Here is a 14,772-nt window from a genome sequence, read left to right as displayed (position 1 = left end):
CCCTGTCTCAATTATTGTAAGAAACCTCTATCAAACTACCCGGGATCCCCGTCAGGCATTCCCTTTCACACGCAATTTTAGCGAAGCCGCAAAATCCAGCATGCGATTCAGCGGGATTAACGCGCCTTCTCGCAGGGTTGCATCAACATGAATCTCATGTGCATCGCCACCTTGCTCCAGACCGTTAGCAATCGCCTCTAGCCCATTCATCGCCATCCACGGACAGTGAGCGCAACTACGGCAGGTTGCTCCTTCCCCCGCAGTCGGCGCTTCCAGTAATGTTTTCTCCGGGCAGGCCTGCTGCATCTTGTAGAAAATGCCACGATCGGTCGCCACAATCAGTTCGCGCTGTGGCAATGTTTTCGCCGCCTGAATCAACTGGCTGGTTGACCCAACGGCGTCAGCCATCTCTACTACACTCTGTGGTGATTCTGGATGAACCAAAATCGCCGCATCGGGGTACAGGATCTTCATTCGCTGCAGCGCCTGCGTTTTAAACTCGTCATGCACAATGCACGCGCCCTGCCAGCACAAGACATCCGCCCCTGTCTGTTTTTGCACATAGCTTCCCAGATGGCGATCCGGTGCCCAGATAATCTTTTCTCCCAGACTATCCAGATGTTCGATCAACTCCACCGCGATGCTGGATGTGACAACCCAATCTGCACGCGCTTTCACCGCCGCTGAAGTATTGGCATACACCACCACGGTTCTATCCGGATGCGCATCACAAAAACGGCTGAACTCATCAATGGGGCAACCGAGATCGAGCGAGCATTCAGCTTCCAATGTGGGCATCAGAACCGTCTTTTCTGGGTTGAGGATCTTGGCCGTCTCTCCCATAAACCGAACCCCCGCCACCAACAGCGTCGACGCTGCATGGGTACTGCCGAAGCGCGCCATTTCCAGCGAATCTGCCACACAGCCGCCCGTTTCTTCCGCCAGCGCCTGAATTTCAGGATCGGTATAGTAGTGAGCAACCATGACCGCGTTTCTTTCCCGCAGCAGTGCCTTTATCCTGCTACGATAGTGCTGTTTTGCATCAGCCGACAATGGCTTGGGCTTTGGCGGAAAGGGATAAATGGTCTCATTGCTATCAAAAAAAATACTCATTATGGATTTCCACGATGACAACTCGGGTTGCAACACCTAACACTGATTTAGCATCGGCATCGGAGTTTTTTATCCTAAACAAAATACCGAAAACACGCCGCAAAGTCGCGGTATTTTTTCCAAATTACCCACCATTTTGTTTATTATGCTTAAAATAATGAGATAAAATGCGTGAAAGGTATTATCCGTAGAAGAGAGACAAGGAGATAAATGGCATGGCCAGTCTCTATATCAGAATATATCGCGATACCCTGACGGTCAGAAATGTGGACACGAAAAAAGAGGTGACTGAGCAATCAGAAGTGCCTTTTACAACCACACGCTTACTGCTCGGGCAAATGATTCCCGCAATGAAGCTATTGGATCGACTCACACGTAAGGTGGCAGCCAAACGACTGATTGATCTGTTCTGCTCACACAACGTCATCATCCATGCCATGGAGATGAATGAAGGCGGCCATAGCCAAGTAGAGTTTGCCAGCTACATAGAGCTAGCCAAAAGTATCAGCCCGCAAGGAAAGCATATTTATGTATGTAGCAAAAATGTGCCGCTTACCGACCAGGAAGTTATACAAATTTTTAGCGGCAACATGCCTTCGATCGTCAACCGCTAATCCGACGTTGCACTTTAGGCGAAGAGCCGATGCCAATAGAGAGAGAGCGGAATAATCAAAACCAAAGCGGGAAGAAAGTTAACCACCGCAAATGATTTGATCTGCGCAATCCGTAGCCCTACCGCAATCATGATAATCCCGCCACAGGCAGAAAAATCACCCATCGTGACCTCTGTCATAAAGGGCATAATCAATTTGGCGGAGAAGAACAACAGCGTCTGGACAATCATCTGCGGTATCGCAATCGACATCACAGCAAGGCCAAGCGTGATGGAAAAAATCAATGCGGTGAAAATATCCAAAGCAGATTTGATGATCAGCAGTTGATAATCACCAGTTAACCCTTCCGTCAACGCCCCTACCACGCCTGTACCACTGGCACAAAACAGGACGATTAGCGCGGTAAAATTTTGCGTATACACATCCTGCGGCAAACGGTGCTCTTGTGCGGGCAGAACGCGATTTAGTCCTTTCTGAATCATCATGCCAGCACGCTGCACGGCCGACTCCATGCGTAGCAGTTCACCTAATGCAACACCAATCACGATAGCCAGCGCCACGGCTGGCAGTTGCTGGACTTTAACAACCAGCGTAATACCCATTGCAATCGATACCATCGCAAACGCCGGAGGCAGGCCATCCTGTAAGCGTTGGGGAATAAAGCGACGCAAAGCAATGCCTAGGCCACTACCAATCAAGATAGCGGCACCATTAATCAACGGACCAATCATATACTTTCCTAAACAGGGCGACGTGCGCTTCCCTGTGGCAATGACTCCTCCCTGCTCGATAGGTTTAGAAAACAGTTCCTGATGGGCTATACAGTCGATAGAGAGGGATAAAGATCCTAATATACCGCAAAGCTTCAATGAGCAGGGAATGATAATGGGTTTTATCGCATCGACATGTATGTGCGATAGCCGCCTTAACGTGAATTTATTCGAGGAAGGAAATCTATGGCTGAAGGGCGGATCGTTCTGTCTGGCTCAGACTTCGGGGTCAACGCTAACGCGTTGCTGTCTCGCTTCGCTCGGCTCGAACCTGCGACCAATTGATTAAAAATCACGGTATTCGTTATGTTGGTAATAGGAGAAGCTGGATTATTTAATTTAGAATGGTACGACTAATTACTAGAAGATGGTGGGTCGTGCAGGATTCGAACCTGCGACCAATTGATTAAAAGTCAACTGCTCTACCGACTGAGCTAACGACCCGCAATGCGGAACTACTTGATACTAAATGACACTACATTTGAAATTGGTGGGTCGTGCAGGATTCGAACCTGCGACCAATTGATTAAAAGTCAACTGCTCTACCGACTGAGCTAACGACCCAATTTCATGCTGCTTTAGCGTTTCACTGTTTGCCTTGGCAACGGCGGCACATATTACTGATTTAAATTTTCAGCGCAACCTATTTTCTTAAAAAACTGTTTAATTGCTTACTCTTAAGACGTTTAGGCACAAAAACCGCTCATGATGCGCAATTTTTGTGCCAATTAATACGGTATTACGATCCGGCTAAACGCTTTTGCGCTTGCTTTGCACTTTCCGTATTGGGGTACATTTTTACAACTTGCTGGTAAACGGCTTTGGCTTTATCAGCCTGACCTTTTTCCTGCATGATCACCCCAACCTTCAGCAGCGCCTCGGAACTTTTTGGTGACTTGGGATAGTTTTTAACAACATTGGCGAAATAGTACGCAGCATCGTCCTTTTTCCCCTTATTGTAATTCAACTGACCAAGCCAATAGTTGGCATTAGGTTGATAGGTTGAATCCGGATATTTCTTGACGAATGCCTGAAATGCGCTGATAGCCTGATCGTACTGTTTTTTCTCCAGCACGAGCGCGGCTGCGGCATTGTAATCACTATTCGCATCACCCGTACTGGCCGGTGCAGCCGTGTTGGCCGCACCGGTATCAGTACCCACAGCAGCGGCAGGCGCACTACCTGTCGTCGGTGTAGAAGATGATTGCGAACTTAATCCATCAATTTGCTGATAGATCTGTTTCTGTCGTTCAACGATCTGATTCAACTGATACTGACTTTCCTGAATCTGCCCGCGGAGGCTGTCAATATCTCGCTGATTATCAGACATCTGCTGTTGAAGTTGAGTTAAAAGCTGACTGTGAGCGTTAGAAATACGCTCCAATTGAGTGACACGGTCTTCGACCGAGCCTGAGCCGACATTACTGATTGGCGCTTGGGCAGTAGCGGCCCAAGGGACCGCTACGCCAACCAGTAACGACAGACCCAACAGGTGACGTCTGAAGTTACTGCTCATGCGATTCTCTTAATATACCAGAACGGCACGACGGTTTTTGGCATAAGCCGCTTCGTCATGGCCGAGAACGGCTGGCTTCTCTTTACCGTAAGAAACGATAGAGATCTGATCGGAAGAGACGCCTTTACCTTGCAGGTACATTTGTACCGCATTGGCACGACGCTCACCCAGAGCGATGTTGTATTCTGGCGTACCGCGTTCGTCCGCGTGACCTTCGATAGTCACTTTGTAAGACGGGTTGCTACGCAGGAATGCAGCGTGGGCGTCCAGCATCTGAGCAAATTCAGAGCTAACATCATACTTATCCAGACCGAAGTAAACGATGTTGTTGCGCTGTAATTCTTGCATCTGCAAACGAGCTTGCTCAGAAGAAGACATGTTGCCGCCGTCCATCATGCCGTTGTTACCAGCACCCATGGAAGATTGGTCATTGTCCGCATTCTTGTTGGAGCTACAAGCGGCCACTGCCAGTACCGGCAGAGCCAACATCAGGCCTTTCAGCACTTTATTGAGTTGCATTTCTTATGTCCTTTGACGAGTTTATTGTACATATTTGTACTTATAGATACGGCGACCAGGCAGGGAATTTAACCTGTCCATCAGTAGCCGGAAGACGCGCTTTGAAACGGCCATCGGTCGAAACCAGTTGTAGCACTGAACCCAGCCCTTGTTTAGAACTGTAGATCACCATCGTGCCATTTGGTGCGATGCTTGGCGTTTCGTCCAGGAACGTGTCCGTTAATACTTGTACGGCACCCGTTACCAGATCCAGTTTGGAAATATGCTGAGCCCCACCATTCGAGCCCACCGTTACCAAAAATTTCCCGTCGGCGCTCACATCAGAGTCCTGGTTCTGAGAACCTTCCCAGGTCACACGCTGTGGAGCACCGCCGTTAACATTAACTTTGTAAACCTGAGGACGACCAGCCTGGTCTGAAGTATAGGCCAAGGTTTGGCTATCTGGGAACCAGGTTGGTTCCGTGTTATTGCTGCGGCCATCCGTCACCTGACTGATCTGACCCGATCCCAAATTCATCACATACAGATTCAGGCTACCGCTCTTAGACAGAGCAAATGCGAGTTTGCTGCCATCAGGAGAGAAAGAAGGCGCACCGTTGTGACGCGGGAAGGAAGCAACCTGACGGATCGCGCCATTGGCCAGCGTTTGGATAACCAGCGCAGAACGACCGCTTTCAAACGTGACATAGGCGAGTTTGCTACCGTCGGCGGACCAGGCCGGAGACATCAGCGGCTGTGGTGAACGATGAACAACGAATTGGTTGTAGCCGTCATAGTCGGCAACGCGCAGTTCATAAGGGAACTGACCACCGTTGGTCTGAACCACGTAAGCGATACGGGTACGGAACGCACCTTTTATACCACTCAGTTTTTCAAACACTTCATCACTGGCTGTATGCGCGGCATAGCGCAACCACTGTTTGGTTACTTTGAACTGGTTCTGAGCCAGTACGTTCCCCGGGTTACCCGACGTATCGACGAGTTGGTAAGAAACCAGATAGCTACCATCGGCACTCGGTTGAACCTGACCAACAACCACCGCATCAATACCCAACGCCGTCCATGCGGCAGGCGTCACTTCAGATGCCGTTGCAGGTTGCTGTGGCATACGGTTTGCGTCGATCGGGTTGAATTTACCGCTATTACGTAAATCAGCACCCACGATACCGCCTACGTCTTCAGGTGCAGCGCCCGGCCCAGCCCATTTGAACGGAACCACACCGATTGGGCGCGCAGAGTCCACCCCTTGGGTAATCTCTATACGTACTTCCGCGTGCAGCACCGCTGCCCACAGCATTAAAAAGCTTACTGCAACTTTCAGTACTTGCTTCATCTCATCTCCCTTATCCAGACACGAAGTCTACGATAAATTAGCAGAATTTTAACAAAAACAAACCAATGTCAACAAAACAACATAACCTGGTTCATTTACCATCGTCATAATCTTAAATCTATTGGGTAAACAGCCCGGTTACTGCGGTTTAAAGTCTATTGGCGCATTTTTGAAAGCCTCATAAACATCCGTACTCGGTGGCTTCGGTATTTTGGCCTGTTTGGCAGCCGCAATAGCCGCCTGACATAACGCCGGATCGCCGCCTTCAGCCGTGACATCAACCAGCAAGCCATCAGGCGCCAATTTAATCCGTAGTGTACAGGTACGCCCTTTGTAGAGCTGCCAGTCATAAAATTTACTCTGAATGGCTGAACGTACCTGACCACCATAACTATCGAGCGCTGCACCTGATGCACCACTCTTCTTATTGTTACCCGCGCCAGCAGGTGCTCCGCCGCCAGACTTCGGCGCATTTTTCGACGAAGCCAGCCCGCCCAGCAAATCATCAACGGCACTTTCCTGCTTAGCAGCCTCTGCTGCTGCTTTCTTTTTATCATCAGCCGCTTTTTTAGCCGCGGCGGCGGCTTCTGCTTTTTTCGCAGCATCAGCGTCAGCTTTTTGTTTCGCTGCATCAGCCGCCGCTTTTTGTTTCGCTTGCTCAGCCTCTTTTGCTGCCTCTGCCGCTTCTGCTTTCGCCGTTTCTGCTGCCTTTTGCTTAGCAGCCTCAGCGGCTTTTTCTTTGGCCTCTTCTTCCGCCTGCTTCTTAGCAGCAGCGGCGGCAGCAGCTTGTTTCTTCGCTTCGTCTTCCGCTTTCTTTTTAGCGTCCGCTGCCGCTTTCGCCTGCTGTTCAGCTTCAGCCTTCGCTTTTGCCGCAGCGGCTTCTGCCTGCTTCTGCTGTTCCTTAGCTTGCTGTGCCGCCGCTTCAGACTGTTTACGCTGTTCAGCCTGCTCCTGAGCCTGCTTTTTCGCTTCTTCCTGCGCTTGCAGACGCTCTTTTTCTAGCTCTTTCAGCCGCTGCTGTTCAGCGGCTTGCTTCTGCTGAAGCTCTTCGGCCTGCCGTTCAGCCTGCTTTTGACGCTGCTGCTCAGAACGTTTCGCATCGGTCTGCTGCTGCTGTTGGCGGTTATACTGTTCTACCACTGCGCTCGGATCGACCATCACTGCATCAATTGACGAGCCTCCGCCGCCTCCGCTAGCATCCATCGTTTGCGTCGATGAATTCCAGAGCAGCAAAGCAATCAGTATGATGTGCAGAGCAGCCGAGATAATAACGGCGCGTTTCAGCTTATCGTTTTGTTCGTTTGCCTTTAGCACAAGCGATTCCCAAAAACAGTGTTGCCAGAAATAGGCTTAACGATCATTACCGTGATGCACTCATTTAAATCGGTTGCGTCATCAAACCAACGGATTTTACGCCAGCCTGATGTAACAAATTCAACGCTTTAATGATCTCATCATAAGGAACATCCTTCGCGCCACCAATCAAAAATACCGTCTTGGGGTTAGTTGCCAGCCGTGATTGCGCTTCAGCAACCACCTGCTCTGCCGGAAGTTGTTCCATACGGTTTTGCTCAACAACCAGGCTATATTGCCCGATGCCTGAAACCTCTACGATCACGGGCGGATTGTCGTTGCTGGAGACCGTTTTTGAATCGGTCGCATCCGGCAGATCAACCTCAACGCTCTGCGTAATAATCGGTGCTGTCGCCATAAAAATCAGCAACAGTACCAACAGCACGTCCAGTAGCGGAACAATGTTGATCTCGGATTTCAGCTCACGACGACCTCTGCGTACTCGTGCCATGATCCCCCCTGATTACTTGCTGTTGTCGCTGGAGAACGCCTGACGGTGCAGGATCGCGATGAACTCTTCGGTAAAGTTGTCGTAGTTCTGCTCCAGTTTACCTACCCTCTGGTTAAGGCGGTTATACGCCATGACCGCAGGGATCGCCGCAAACAGACCGATTGCCGTGGCAATCAACGCTTCTGCAATACCAGGAGCAACCATTTGTAAGGTTGCCTGCTTCACGGCACCCAGCGCGATGAAAGCATGCATGATCCCCCAAACGGTACCGAACAGACCGATATACGGACTAATGGAACCCACGGTGCCCAAAAAGGGAATGTGCGTTTCCAGCGTTTCCAATTCGCGGTTCATTGAAATGCGCATCGCACGGGATGCACCTTCGACGACCGCCTCCGGCACATGACTGTTAACGCGATGCAACCGCGCAAATTCTTTGAAACCAGAATGGAAGATTTGTTCAGTGCCAGTCAGGCTATCACGGCGAGTCTGGCTTTCCTGATAGAGACGCGACAACTCGATACCCGACCAAAATTTGTCCTCGAATGCCTCAGCCTCACGCGTCGCCGCATTCAAAATTCGGGTACGCTGAATAATGATCGCCCAGGAAGCGATAGAAAAACAGATTAAAATCAGCATGATTAGTTTGACCAGAAGGCTTGCCTTCAGGAACAAATCAAAAACGTTCATGTCAGTCACTGCTTGAACTCCGCGACAATAGACTTAGGAAGCGCAATTGGCTTCATTTGATGTGGATCGATGCATGCGATCAAAACTTCAGCATGGCTTAGCAGGGTGCCCTGAGCATTGAGAATACGCTGTGCGAAAGTCATAGAAGCGCCACGAAGCGAGACAATTTCGCTCTGCACTTCCAGCATGTCGTCGAGGCGCGCAGGAGCAAGGTACTCCACCGTCATCCGACGAACAGCGAACGCGACATGCTCACTTAGCAAGGCTTGCTGATGAAAGTTGCGCTCCCGCAATGCCTCGGTTCTTGCCCTTTCATAAAAGGCAACATAGCGCGCATGGTAGACAACGCCACCTGCATCAGTGTCTTCAAAGTAGACTCGAACTGGCCAGCGAAACAACGAATTACTCACTCTACATCCCGGTAATGCATTAAACCTCGCTACTATACGCAAGAGAAATGAGGTTTGGAATGGATTGTGACAGCGGAAAGAAAATAATTATGGGTCGCAAGCAACCCATAACTAAATGGAATGGGAGACTATTTTAACCAAAGAAATAGTACAATCCTGCGCACAGGATCACAAAGGCGGGAAGTGGTGCGAAAAACGCGCGCCAAAGCAGGCGATGTGGACGGAAACCAACGCCATGGACAACGCCAGCGCAAACGGCCCAAATCAACAGCAGCCCCTGCCAAACCGCGAGTTCACTGGTCCGCGCAGCAAAGCGCGTCGGATCCCAGAATACACAGCCAGCCAGTAGCAACGCCATGATAAGGGAAAGAGCCCTTAACGGGCTCTTATCCATCAGGCGATAGAGTCTATCGGCCAGATCATTCATTGCTTATCGTCTTCAACCGCTTTGCTTGCCTCACTCTGCTCGATAGCCAGGGCCGTGATGATCCCCAGTGAGCAAGCAAGAAGCGTTCCGAGTATCCAGGCAAAATACCACATAAATTAAGCTCCTTACTTAGTACATAGAGTGAGTGTTTTGCTCAATCTGCTCTTTGGTAATACGACCGAACATCTTGTAGTAGCACCATGCGGTATAAGAAAGCACGATAGGAACGAAAATCATCGCAACTACGGTCATCACTTTCAACGTCAGCAGGCTTGATGTCGCATCCCATACCGTCAAGCTGACGTTAGGCACGGTGACTGACGGCATAATGAACGGGAACATGGCAACCCCGGCAGTCAGAATCACACAAGCGATAGTCAGAGAAGAGAACAAAAATGCCCACGCTCCTTTCTCTGCACGCGCCATGAGGGTAGTCAGCACTGGCAACACCACGCCCAGCACTGGGATAGCCCACAACACCGGATGGTTATTGAAGTTGACCAACCAGGCTCCCGCCTGCTGAACGACTTCTTTACGCAGTGGGTTAGACTCAGCCGCGGTGTTAATCGCCGACGTCACCACATAACCATCAATACCGTAAATCACCCAGACGCCAGCCAGAGCAAACGTCACCATCATCACCAGCGCGGAAATCTGCGCGGCGGACTTGGAACGCACGTGCAGGTCGCCCGTGGTCCGCATCATCAGGTAGGTTGCACCCTGAGTAAGAATCATTGTCAGACTAACAACACCAGCCAACAAGCCAAACGGATTCAGCAGTTGGAAGAAGTTTCCAGTGTAGTAAAGACGCAGATATTCATCGACGTGGAACGGTACACCCTGCAACAGGTTGCCAAACGCCACACCAATGACAACCGGCGGGACAAAGCTACCGATGAAGATGCCCCAGTCCCACATTCCCCGCCAGCGCGGATCTTCAATTTTTGAACGGTAATCGAAGCCGACAGGACGGAAGAATAGTGATGCCAGTACCAAAATCATAGCAATGTAGAAACCGGAGAACGCGGCGGCGTAAACCATCGGCCAGGCCGCGAACAACGCGCCACCTGCGGTGATTAGCCAGACCTGGTTACCGTCCCAGTGTGGTGCAATGCTGTTTATCATGACACGACGTTCGGTATCCCCACGCCCCATCAGACGGACCAGAATGCCCACGCCCATGTCAAAACCATCCGTGATAGCGAAGCCAATCAGTAAAATACCGATCAACAGCCACCAGATAAAACGTAAGACTTCATATTCAAACATAGTGGACTCCTGTTTACCGTGCTTCCTGCGCAGCCGCTATAGGTTGTTCAAAATGGTAACGCCCTGTTCTCAGGCTGCTCGGCCCCAGACGTGCGTATTTGAACATCAGATACATTTCTGCAACCAGGAAGAGCGTATACAGACCACAGATCAGCCCCATTGAGAACAGAATATCCCCTGCTGTCAGCGATGAGGTCGCGACAGCCGTTGGCAGGATTTCACCGATGGCCCAAGGTTGGCGGCCATATTCAGCCACAAACCAGCCGGCTTCGATAGCAATCCACGGCAGCGGAATACCATACAGTGCGATGCGGTGCAGCCAGCGTCTCTGACCAATTTTGCCACGCAGAACAGTCCAGAAAGACAGGCCAATGATCAACAGCATCAGAATGCCGCTGCCTACCATGATACGGAAAGAGAAATACAGCGGCGCAACGCGTGGGATAGAATCTTTAACCGCCTGTTTAATCTGAGTTTCCGTCGCATCAGAGACTTTCGGCGTATAGCGTTTCAGCAACAGTCCGTAGCCCAAATCTTGCTTAGACTGCTCGAACGCTTTTTTAACCTCAGGGTCGGTATTGCCTGCGCGTAATTCTTCCAGCAGGTGATAAGCCTGCATACCATTACGAATACGCACTTCATGCATCGCCATCAGCTCTTTCAGACCGGTGACTTCTTTGTCAGTAGAACGCGTGGCAATTAACCCCAAAGCGTAAGGAATCTTGATGGCATAGTTATTTTCCATCGTATCCTGGTTCGGGATACCGAACAGCGTAAAGGATGCGGGAGCCGGTTGTGTTTCCCATTCGGCTTCAATCGCTGCCAGTTTGGTTTTCTGCACGTCACCCATTTCATAACCGGATTCATCACCCAGTACAATAACGGACAGAACAGAAGCCAGACCGAAGCTTGCTGCGATAGCAAATGAACGCTTGGCAAACGCAACATCGCGGCCTTTCAACAGATAGTAGGAACTGATGCCCAGAATGAACATCGCGCCGGTACAGTAACCTGCTGCCACCGTGTGAACGAATTTCACCTGAGCAACCGGGTTCAGCACTAGGTCAGCGAAGCTCACCATTTCCATACGCATGGTTTCGAAATTGAAATCTGATGCGATGGGGTTTTGCATCCAGCCATTGGCGACCAGAATCCACAGTGCAGAGAAGTTAGAGCCCAATGCGACCAGCCAGGTAACGGCCATATGCTGCACTTTTCCTAAACGGTCCCAGCCGAAGAAGAACAAGCCAACAAAGGTCGATTCCAGGAAGAATGCCATCAAGCCTTCAATAGCCAGCGGCGCGCCGAAAATATCCCCGACGTAGTGAGAGAAATATGACCAGTTGGTCCCGAATTGAAACTCCATGGTCAATCCGGTAGCGACCCCAAGAGCAAAGTTAATTGCGAATAACTTGCCCCAGAATTTAGTCATATCTTTATAGATTTGTTTGCCGGACAGCACATATACCGTTTCCATAATCGCCAGCAAAAACGCCATCCCCAGCGTTAATGGTACGAATAGAAAATGGTACATTGCAGTTAAGGCAAACTGTAAACGTGACAGTTCGACTACATCAAACATTTTGACTCCTTGCTCCTCGCAGGAAGGGATTAGCTTGCAAACGCTGACAAGCCGCCAAACATTCGGCCATTACACCCAAAAAGAACACAACAAGAATTGCTTTAACATCGGCTGTAACAAACGCTAAAAATACCGTTCATCAAGGCAGTCACATCGTGACGTCCCCCGACAGCAAGCTCAAGATAAATCACAAGTATTACAAATAACGTACCCCGTAAGGAGGTAACCGTATATTACGCCTGTAATCCCCTACAATAAATAGGTTTTTACGTGACCTAGACTAGGTTTTTGGCTTCAAATCAACTTTTCCACCAAACAGCATGAAAGGCGATAATTGACCTCGCGCAATTTAAGCCTATTTCAGAAATTATATCCAGAGGCGTTTTTTGATCTAAAACAATTTAACGCTTTTCTCGTGATTGTCGCGTTGCATTAATTTCCTTATCACACTCATTGTTAATGCAATGTGACTTTTAGGTTTAATTAAAATTAATTCAGCAATATAATTGCTACTTCTCGTTATCGATTATTTAATCGTTTCCCTCATCTTTTATTTTATGTCAAATTTTTATTTTTTATTGCTGACGAGTGCGCTGTATTTTTTACCAAACCGCAGGTGAATTCTCCTTTCACACACCTAATGTAACAACACAACTTGCACTACAACGCTTTTGTTAACCATGCTGTTGCCAGTCAGCACCTATTTTCGGCTTGAGGTGGATCTCGGCCTCATCCCCAACGGGGCGCTCTTCTTACATCAGCCACGTGGTGCCAGCGTTGATCTGACCATTCCCCCAGTCTTCTGCCCTATGCCATTTCCCCCGTTTTCTTCCCCTATACGGCCAATATTTTCATACCCCATCGCCGAGTAATGTGGGTTTGCGAATTCGCAGCGCGATATTTTCGTAACAACCCATAGGAGTATGCATTATGGATTCACAATTTATTGGTTCAGTCATTAATGCACTGCCGCTGGAGCACATGATTGGCGGCCCACTACAGGCAATGATCAAAGCGCAGGTACAGGCGAGTAAGGCGTACGCCGACTTTCTGCTCTCTGTATGTATCAAGGATGGTAAGGCGGAGTCGGTGCAGTTTGATTACGACGAAACCGTGGTCGATGATAAGGGCGTCATCCAGGGTGTGATGAAAAAGACCATGCGCATCCCACTGCTGGCGGCGATCTCCCACCCCAATATCAGCATCGAAGAAGGCACTATCGACTTCGAGCTGGAAGTCTCCCAGAGCGCATCCAGCAACAGCGAAACCAACGCGGAAGCATCGCTAGAAGCATCCGTTGGTTGGGGGCCATTCAGCGTGAAAATCACGGGACGCGTCTCGCATAAAGCACAGCAAACCCGCTCCAGCGATACCCGTGCGAAATACAGCATCCATACCCAGGTAAAACGTCAGCCACCGCCGGAAGCTCTGATGCGTGTGATTGATTTCCTGACGGATGCCGCAACGCGCCCGGCAGTCCTACCGTCTGAAGCGGAAAAACTTCATACCTATACCCCAACGCTCACCGCCGCAGAAAAAGCCTCGGCGTAATCGCACTAATATCCACTCTGAGGCTGCCAGGCAGCCTCATTTTTCACGGAGCACGCTATGCCAATGAAAGACTGGTTTCGCAGCAGTCGTGGCGCAGAACCAAAAGCGGATTCCCCACCTTCGCCGCCACAGCCAGAGGAGAGCACTAGGCTCCCCCCTGTCGACCCACCGCAGGATCCCCCCTTACCGCCGGGTGATGGAACGCCGCCATCTGGCTCTGGTGGCATTCCGGTGACGCTGGCAGATATTACGCGTGGTATGCAGCATGCAGCATCGGCGGCAAACCAACTGATCGCCCATCAGTACATGCAGGCGCTGGATCCTTTTTTTGAGCACAGCGACGACGGGCGGTTAGTGCCGAAAATCATCGAAATGGAGCTGGATGAGCAGCATTACTTCAAACTGCCGCTAGTGGCGCTGTCCACGCCGCGCGGGTTAATGCTGGAAAAAATGAAGGTTTTTCTCACCGTTCGCGCTGACGACGTGGAGCAGAAGAGTGCGCTGTCCGGCACGTCTGACGACGCAGTCAGCCGTTTTCACGTCAGCATGTCTCCTCCAAGCCGCGAAGTCAGCGGGCGCGACAGCGGGCATGTGGATATTGAAATGCAGTTCACAGTATTGGAACCGCCAGAGAGTGTGATGCGGCTTATTGAAGAGTACACGAGGCTGGTTCTCCCTCAAGCAATCGACAGGAGCGATAACAATGGCTAACCTCCCCCTGAACACCGGTGCCGCCGGGCTAACGCTAATCAAGTCCTTTGAAGGGCTCAGTCTGGAAAAATACCGCGATGCCGTAGGCAAATGGACCATCGGCTACGGACATCTGATTTTGACCAATGAAAATTTTCCCCGAACGCTCAGTAAAGCTGAAGCGGAAGATCTTCTGCGCGCGGATCTCAGGATGACCGAGCGTGGTGTTCATAAGTATGTGTCGGTGGATCTGAACCAGAACCAGTTCGATGCGCTGGTGGCCTTCGCCTTCAATGTCGGGTTGGGCAATTTACAGAAATCAACATTGCTACGCCTGCTTAACCTAGGCCAGTATCAGGAGGCGGCGGATCAACTGCCGCGCTGGAATCAAGCGGGTGGGAAAATTTTAGCTGGCCTGACACGTCGGCGTGATGCTGAACGAACGCTGTTTCTGGCACCCATTAATCATCATGCATAAGGGAAC

17 protein-coding genes, 2 tRNA genes and 1 other RNA gene are annotated in these 14,772 nt (G+C 50.3%); 4 read left to right on the top strand and 16 right to left on the bottom strand.

What is annotated here, in order from left to right; all coding sequences use genetic code 11:
- Positions 1–51: 51 nt before the first annotated feature.
- Positions 52–1,113, bottom strand: a complete 1,062-nt coding sequence (gene nadA / locus A7983_RS15425; protein WP_005973945.1) for a quinolinate synthase NadA — start codon at positions 1,111–1,113, stop codon at positions 52–54.
- 215 nt (positions 1,114–1,328) lie between these two features.
- Between nadA and A7983_RS15420 the strand changes: the two genes are divergently transcribed.
- Positions 1,329–1,727 carry a YjaA family stress response protein gene (locus tag A7983_RS15420; RefSeq protein WP_005973943.1) on the top strand — a complete coding sequence of 133 codons (399 nt, stop codon included), beginning with the start codon at positions 1,329–1,331 and terminating at the stop codon, positions 1,725–1,727.
- Between the two features lie 14 nt (positions 1,728–1,741).
- On the opposite strand, the gene A7983_RS15415 is transcribed toward A7983_RS15420, so the two are convergent.
- From A7983_RS15415 to cydA, 15 genes are all read right to left on the bottom strand, one after another.
- Positions 1,742–2,458 (bottom strand): DUF554 domain-containing protein, encoded by a 717-nt coding sequence (locus tag A7983_RS15415; RefSeq protein ID WP_005973941.1) that lies wholly within the window; start codon positions 2,456–2,458, stop codon positions 1,742–1,744.
- Between the two features lie 227 nt (positions 2,459–2,685).
- Positions 2,686–2,807: non-coding RNA, RtT sRNA (locus A7983_RS15410), on the bottom strand.
- Positions 2,808–2,865: 58 nt separating this feature from the next.
- Positions 2,866–2,941, bottom strand: a tRNA-Lys gene (locus A7983_RS15405).
- 44 nt (positions 2,942–2,985) lie between these two features.
- Positions 2,986–3,061, bottom strand: a tRNA-Lys gene (locus A7983_RS15400).
- Positions 3,062–3,236: 175 nt separating this feature from the next.
- Positions 3,237–4,013 (bottom strand): cell division protein CpoB, encoded by a 777-nt coding sequence (cpoB, locus tag A7983_RS15395; protein ID WP_005973939.1) that lies wholly within the window; start codon positions 4,011–4,013, stop codon positions 3,237–3,239.
- A 9-nt stretch (positions 4,014–4,022) separates the two neighbouring features.
- The gene (pal, locus tag A7983_RS15390; protein WP_005973937.1) at positions 4,023–4,532 is read right to left on the bottom strand and encodes a peptidoglycan-associated lipoprotein Pal; all 510 of its coding nucleotides are present in this window, start codon (positions 4,530–4,532) and stop codon (positions 4,023–4,025) included.
- A gap of 40 nt (positions 4,533–4,572) precedes the next feature.
- Positions 4,573–5,865, bottom strand: coding sequence for a Tol-Pal system beta propeller repeat protein TolB (tolB, locus tag A7983_RS15385; protein WP_005973936.1), 1,293 nt, complete (start codon positions 5,863–5,865; stop codon positions 4,573–4,575).
- Positions 5,866–6,003: 138 nt separating this feature from the next.
- The gene (gene tolA, locus A7983_RS15380; RefSeq protein ID WP_005973935.1) at positions 6,004–7,179 is read right to left on the bottom strand and encodes a cell envelope integrity protein TolA; all 1,176 of its coding nucleotides are present in this window, start codon (positions 7,177–7,179) and stop codon (positions 6,004–6,006) included.
- A gap of 64 nt (positions 7,180–7,243) precedes the next feature.
- Positions 7,244–7,669 (bottom strand): colicin uptake protein TolR, encoded by a 426-nt coding sequence (tolR, locus tag A7983_RS15375; RefSeq protein ID WP_005973933.1) that lies wholly within the window; start codon positions 7,667–7,669, stop codon positions 7,244–7,246.
- A gap of 12 nt (positions 7,670–7,681) precedes the next feature.
- Positions 7,682–8,368: a Tol-Pal system protein TolQ gene (tolQ, locus tag A7983_RS15370; RefSeq protein ID WP_005973932.1), complete on the bottom strand. Its 687-nt coding sequence runs from the start codon at positions 8,366–8,368 to the stop codon at positions 7,682–7,684.
- Positions 8,365–8,769 (bottom strand): tol-pal system-associated acyl-CoA thioesterase, encoded by a 405-nt coding sequence (ybgC, locus tag A7983_RS15365; RefSeq protein ID WP_005973930.1) that lies wholly within the window; start codon positions 8,767–8,769, stop codon positions 8,365–8,367. The genes tolQ and ybgC overlap by 4 nt, the downstream gene beginning before the upstream one ends.
- Positions 8,770–8,902: 133 nt before the next feature.
- On the bottom strand, positions 8,903–9,196 hold the full coding sequence (gene ybgE / locus A7983_RS15360) for a cyd operon protein YbgE (RefSeq protein ID WP_005973929.1): 294 nt from the start codon (positions 9,194–9,196) through the stop codon (positions 8,903–8,905).
- Positions 9,193–9,309, bottom strand: a complete 117-nt coding sequence (gene cydX, locus A7983_RS15355; protein ID WP_005973928.1) for a cytochrome bd-I oxidase subunit CydX — start codon at positions 9,307–9,309, stop codon at positions 9,193–9,195. Before cydX ends, ybgE begins: the two co-directional genes overlap by 4 nt.
- A gap of 16 nt (positions 9,310–9,325) precedes the next feature.
- The gene (gene cydB / locus A7983_RS15350; protein WP_005973926.1) at positions 9,326–10,465 is read right to left on the bottom strand and encodes a cytochrome d ubiquinol oxidase subunit II; all 1,140 of its coding nucleotides are present in this window, start codon (positions 10,463–10,465) and stop codon (positions 9,326–9,328) included.
- Positions 10,466–10,478: 13 nt separating this feature from the next.
- Entirely contained in the window at positions 10,479–12,047 is a 1,569-nt protein-coding gene (gene cydA, locus A7983_RS15345) for a cytochrome ubiquinol oxidase subunit I (protein ID WP_005973925.1), read from the bottom strand.
- A gap of 930 nt (positions 12,048–12,977) precedes the next feature.
- On the opposite strand from cydA, the gene A7983_RS15340 reads away from it, so the two are divergent.
- Genes A7983_RS15340 through A7983_RS15330 form a run of 3 tightly spaced genes read left to right on the top strand, consistent with a single transcriptional unit; the run spans position 12,978 to position 14,766 of the window.
- A complete protein-coding gene (locus A7983_RS15340) occupies positions 12,978–13,598 on the top strand; it encodes a DUF2589 domain-containing protein (RefSeq protein ID WP_005973924.1) in 621 nt (206 codons plus the stop codon).
- Positions 13,599–13,655: 57 nt separating this feature from the next.
- Positions 13,656–14,309, top strand: coding sequence for a DUF2589 domain-containing protein (locus A7983_RS15335; RefSeq protein WP_005973923.1), 654 nt, complete (start codon positions 13,656–13,658; stop codon positions 14,307–14,309).
- On the top strand, positions 14,302–14,766 hold the full coding sequence (locus A7983_RS15330) for a lysozyme (protein WP_005973922.1): 465 nt from the start codon (positions 14,302–14,304) through the stop codon (positions 14,764–14,766). Before A7983_RS15335 ends, A7983_RS15330 begins: the two co-directional genes overlap by 8 nt.
- Positions 14,767–14,772: the final 6 nt, after the last annotated feature.

This window comes from Pectobacterium wasabiae CFBP 3304, from assembly GCF_001742185.1.
Lineage (GTDB): Bacteria > Pseudomonadota > Gammaproteobacteria > Enterobacterales > Enterobacteriaceae > Pectobacterium > Pectobacterium wasabiae.
Note: the sequence above shows the minus strand (reverse complement) of the source record. Positions and strands in the feature narration are given on the sequence as shown.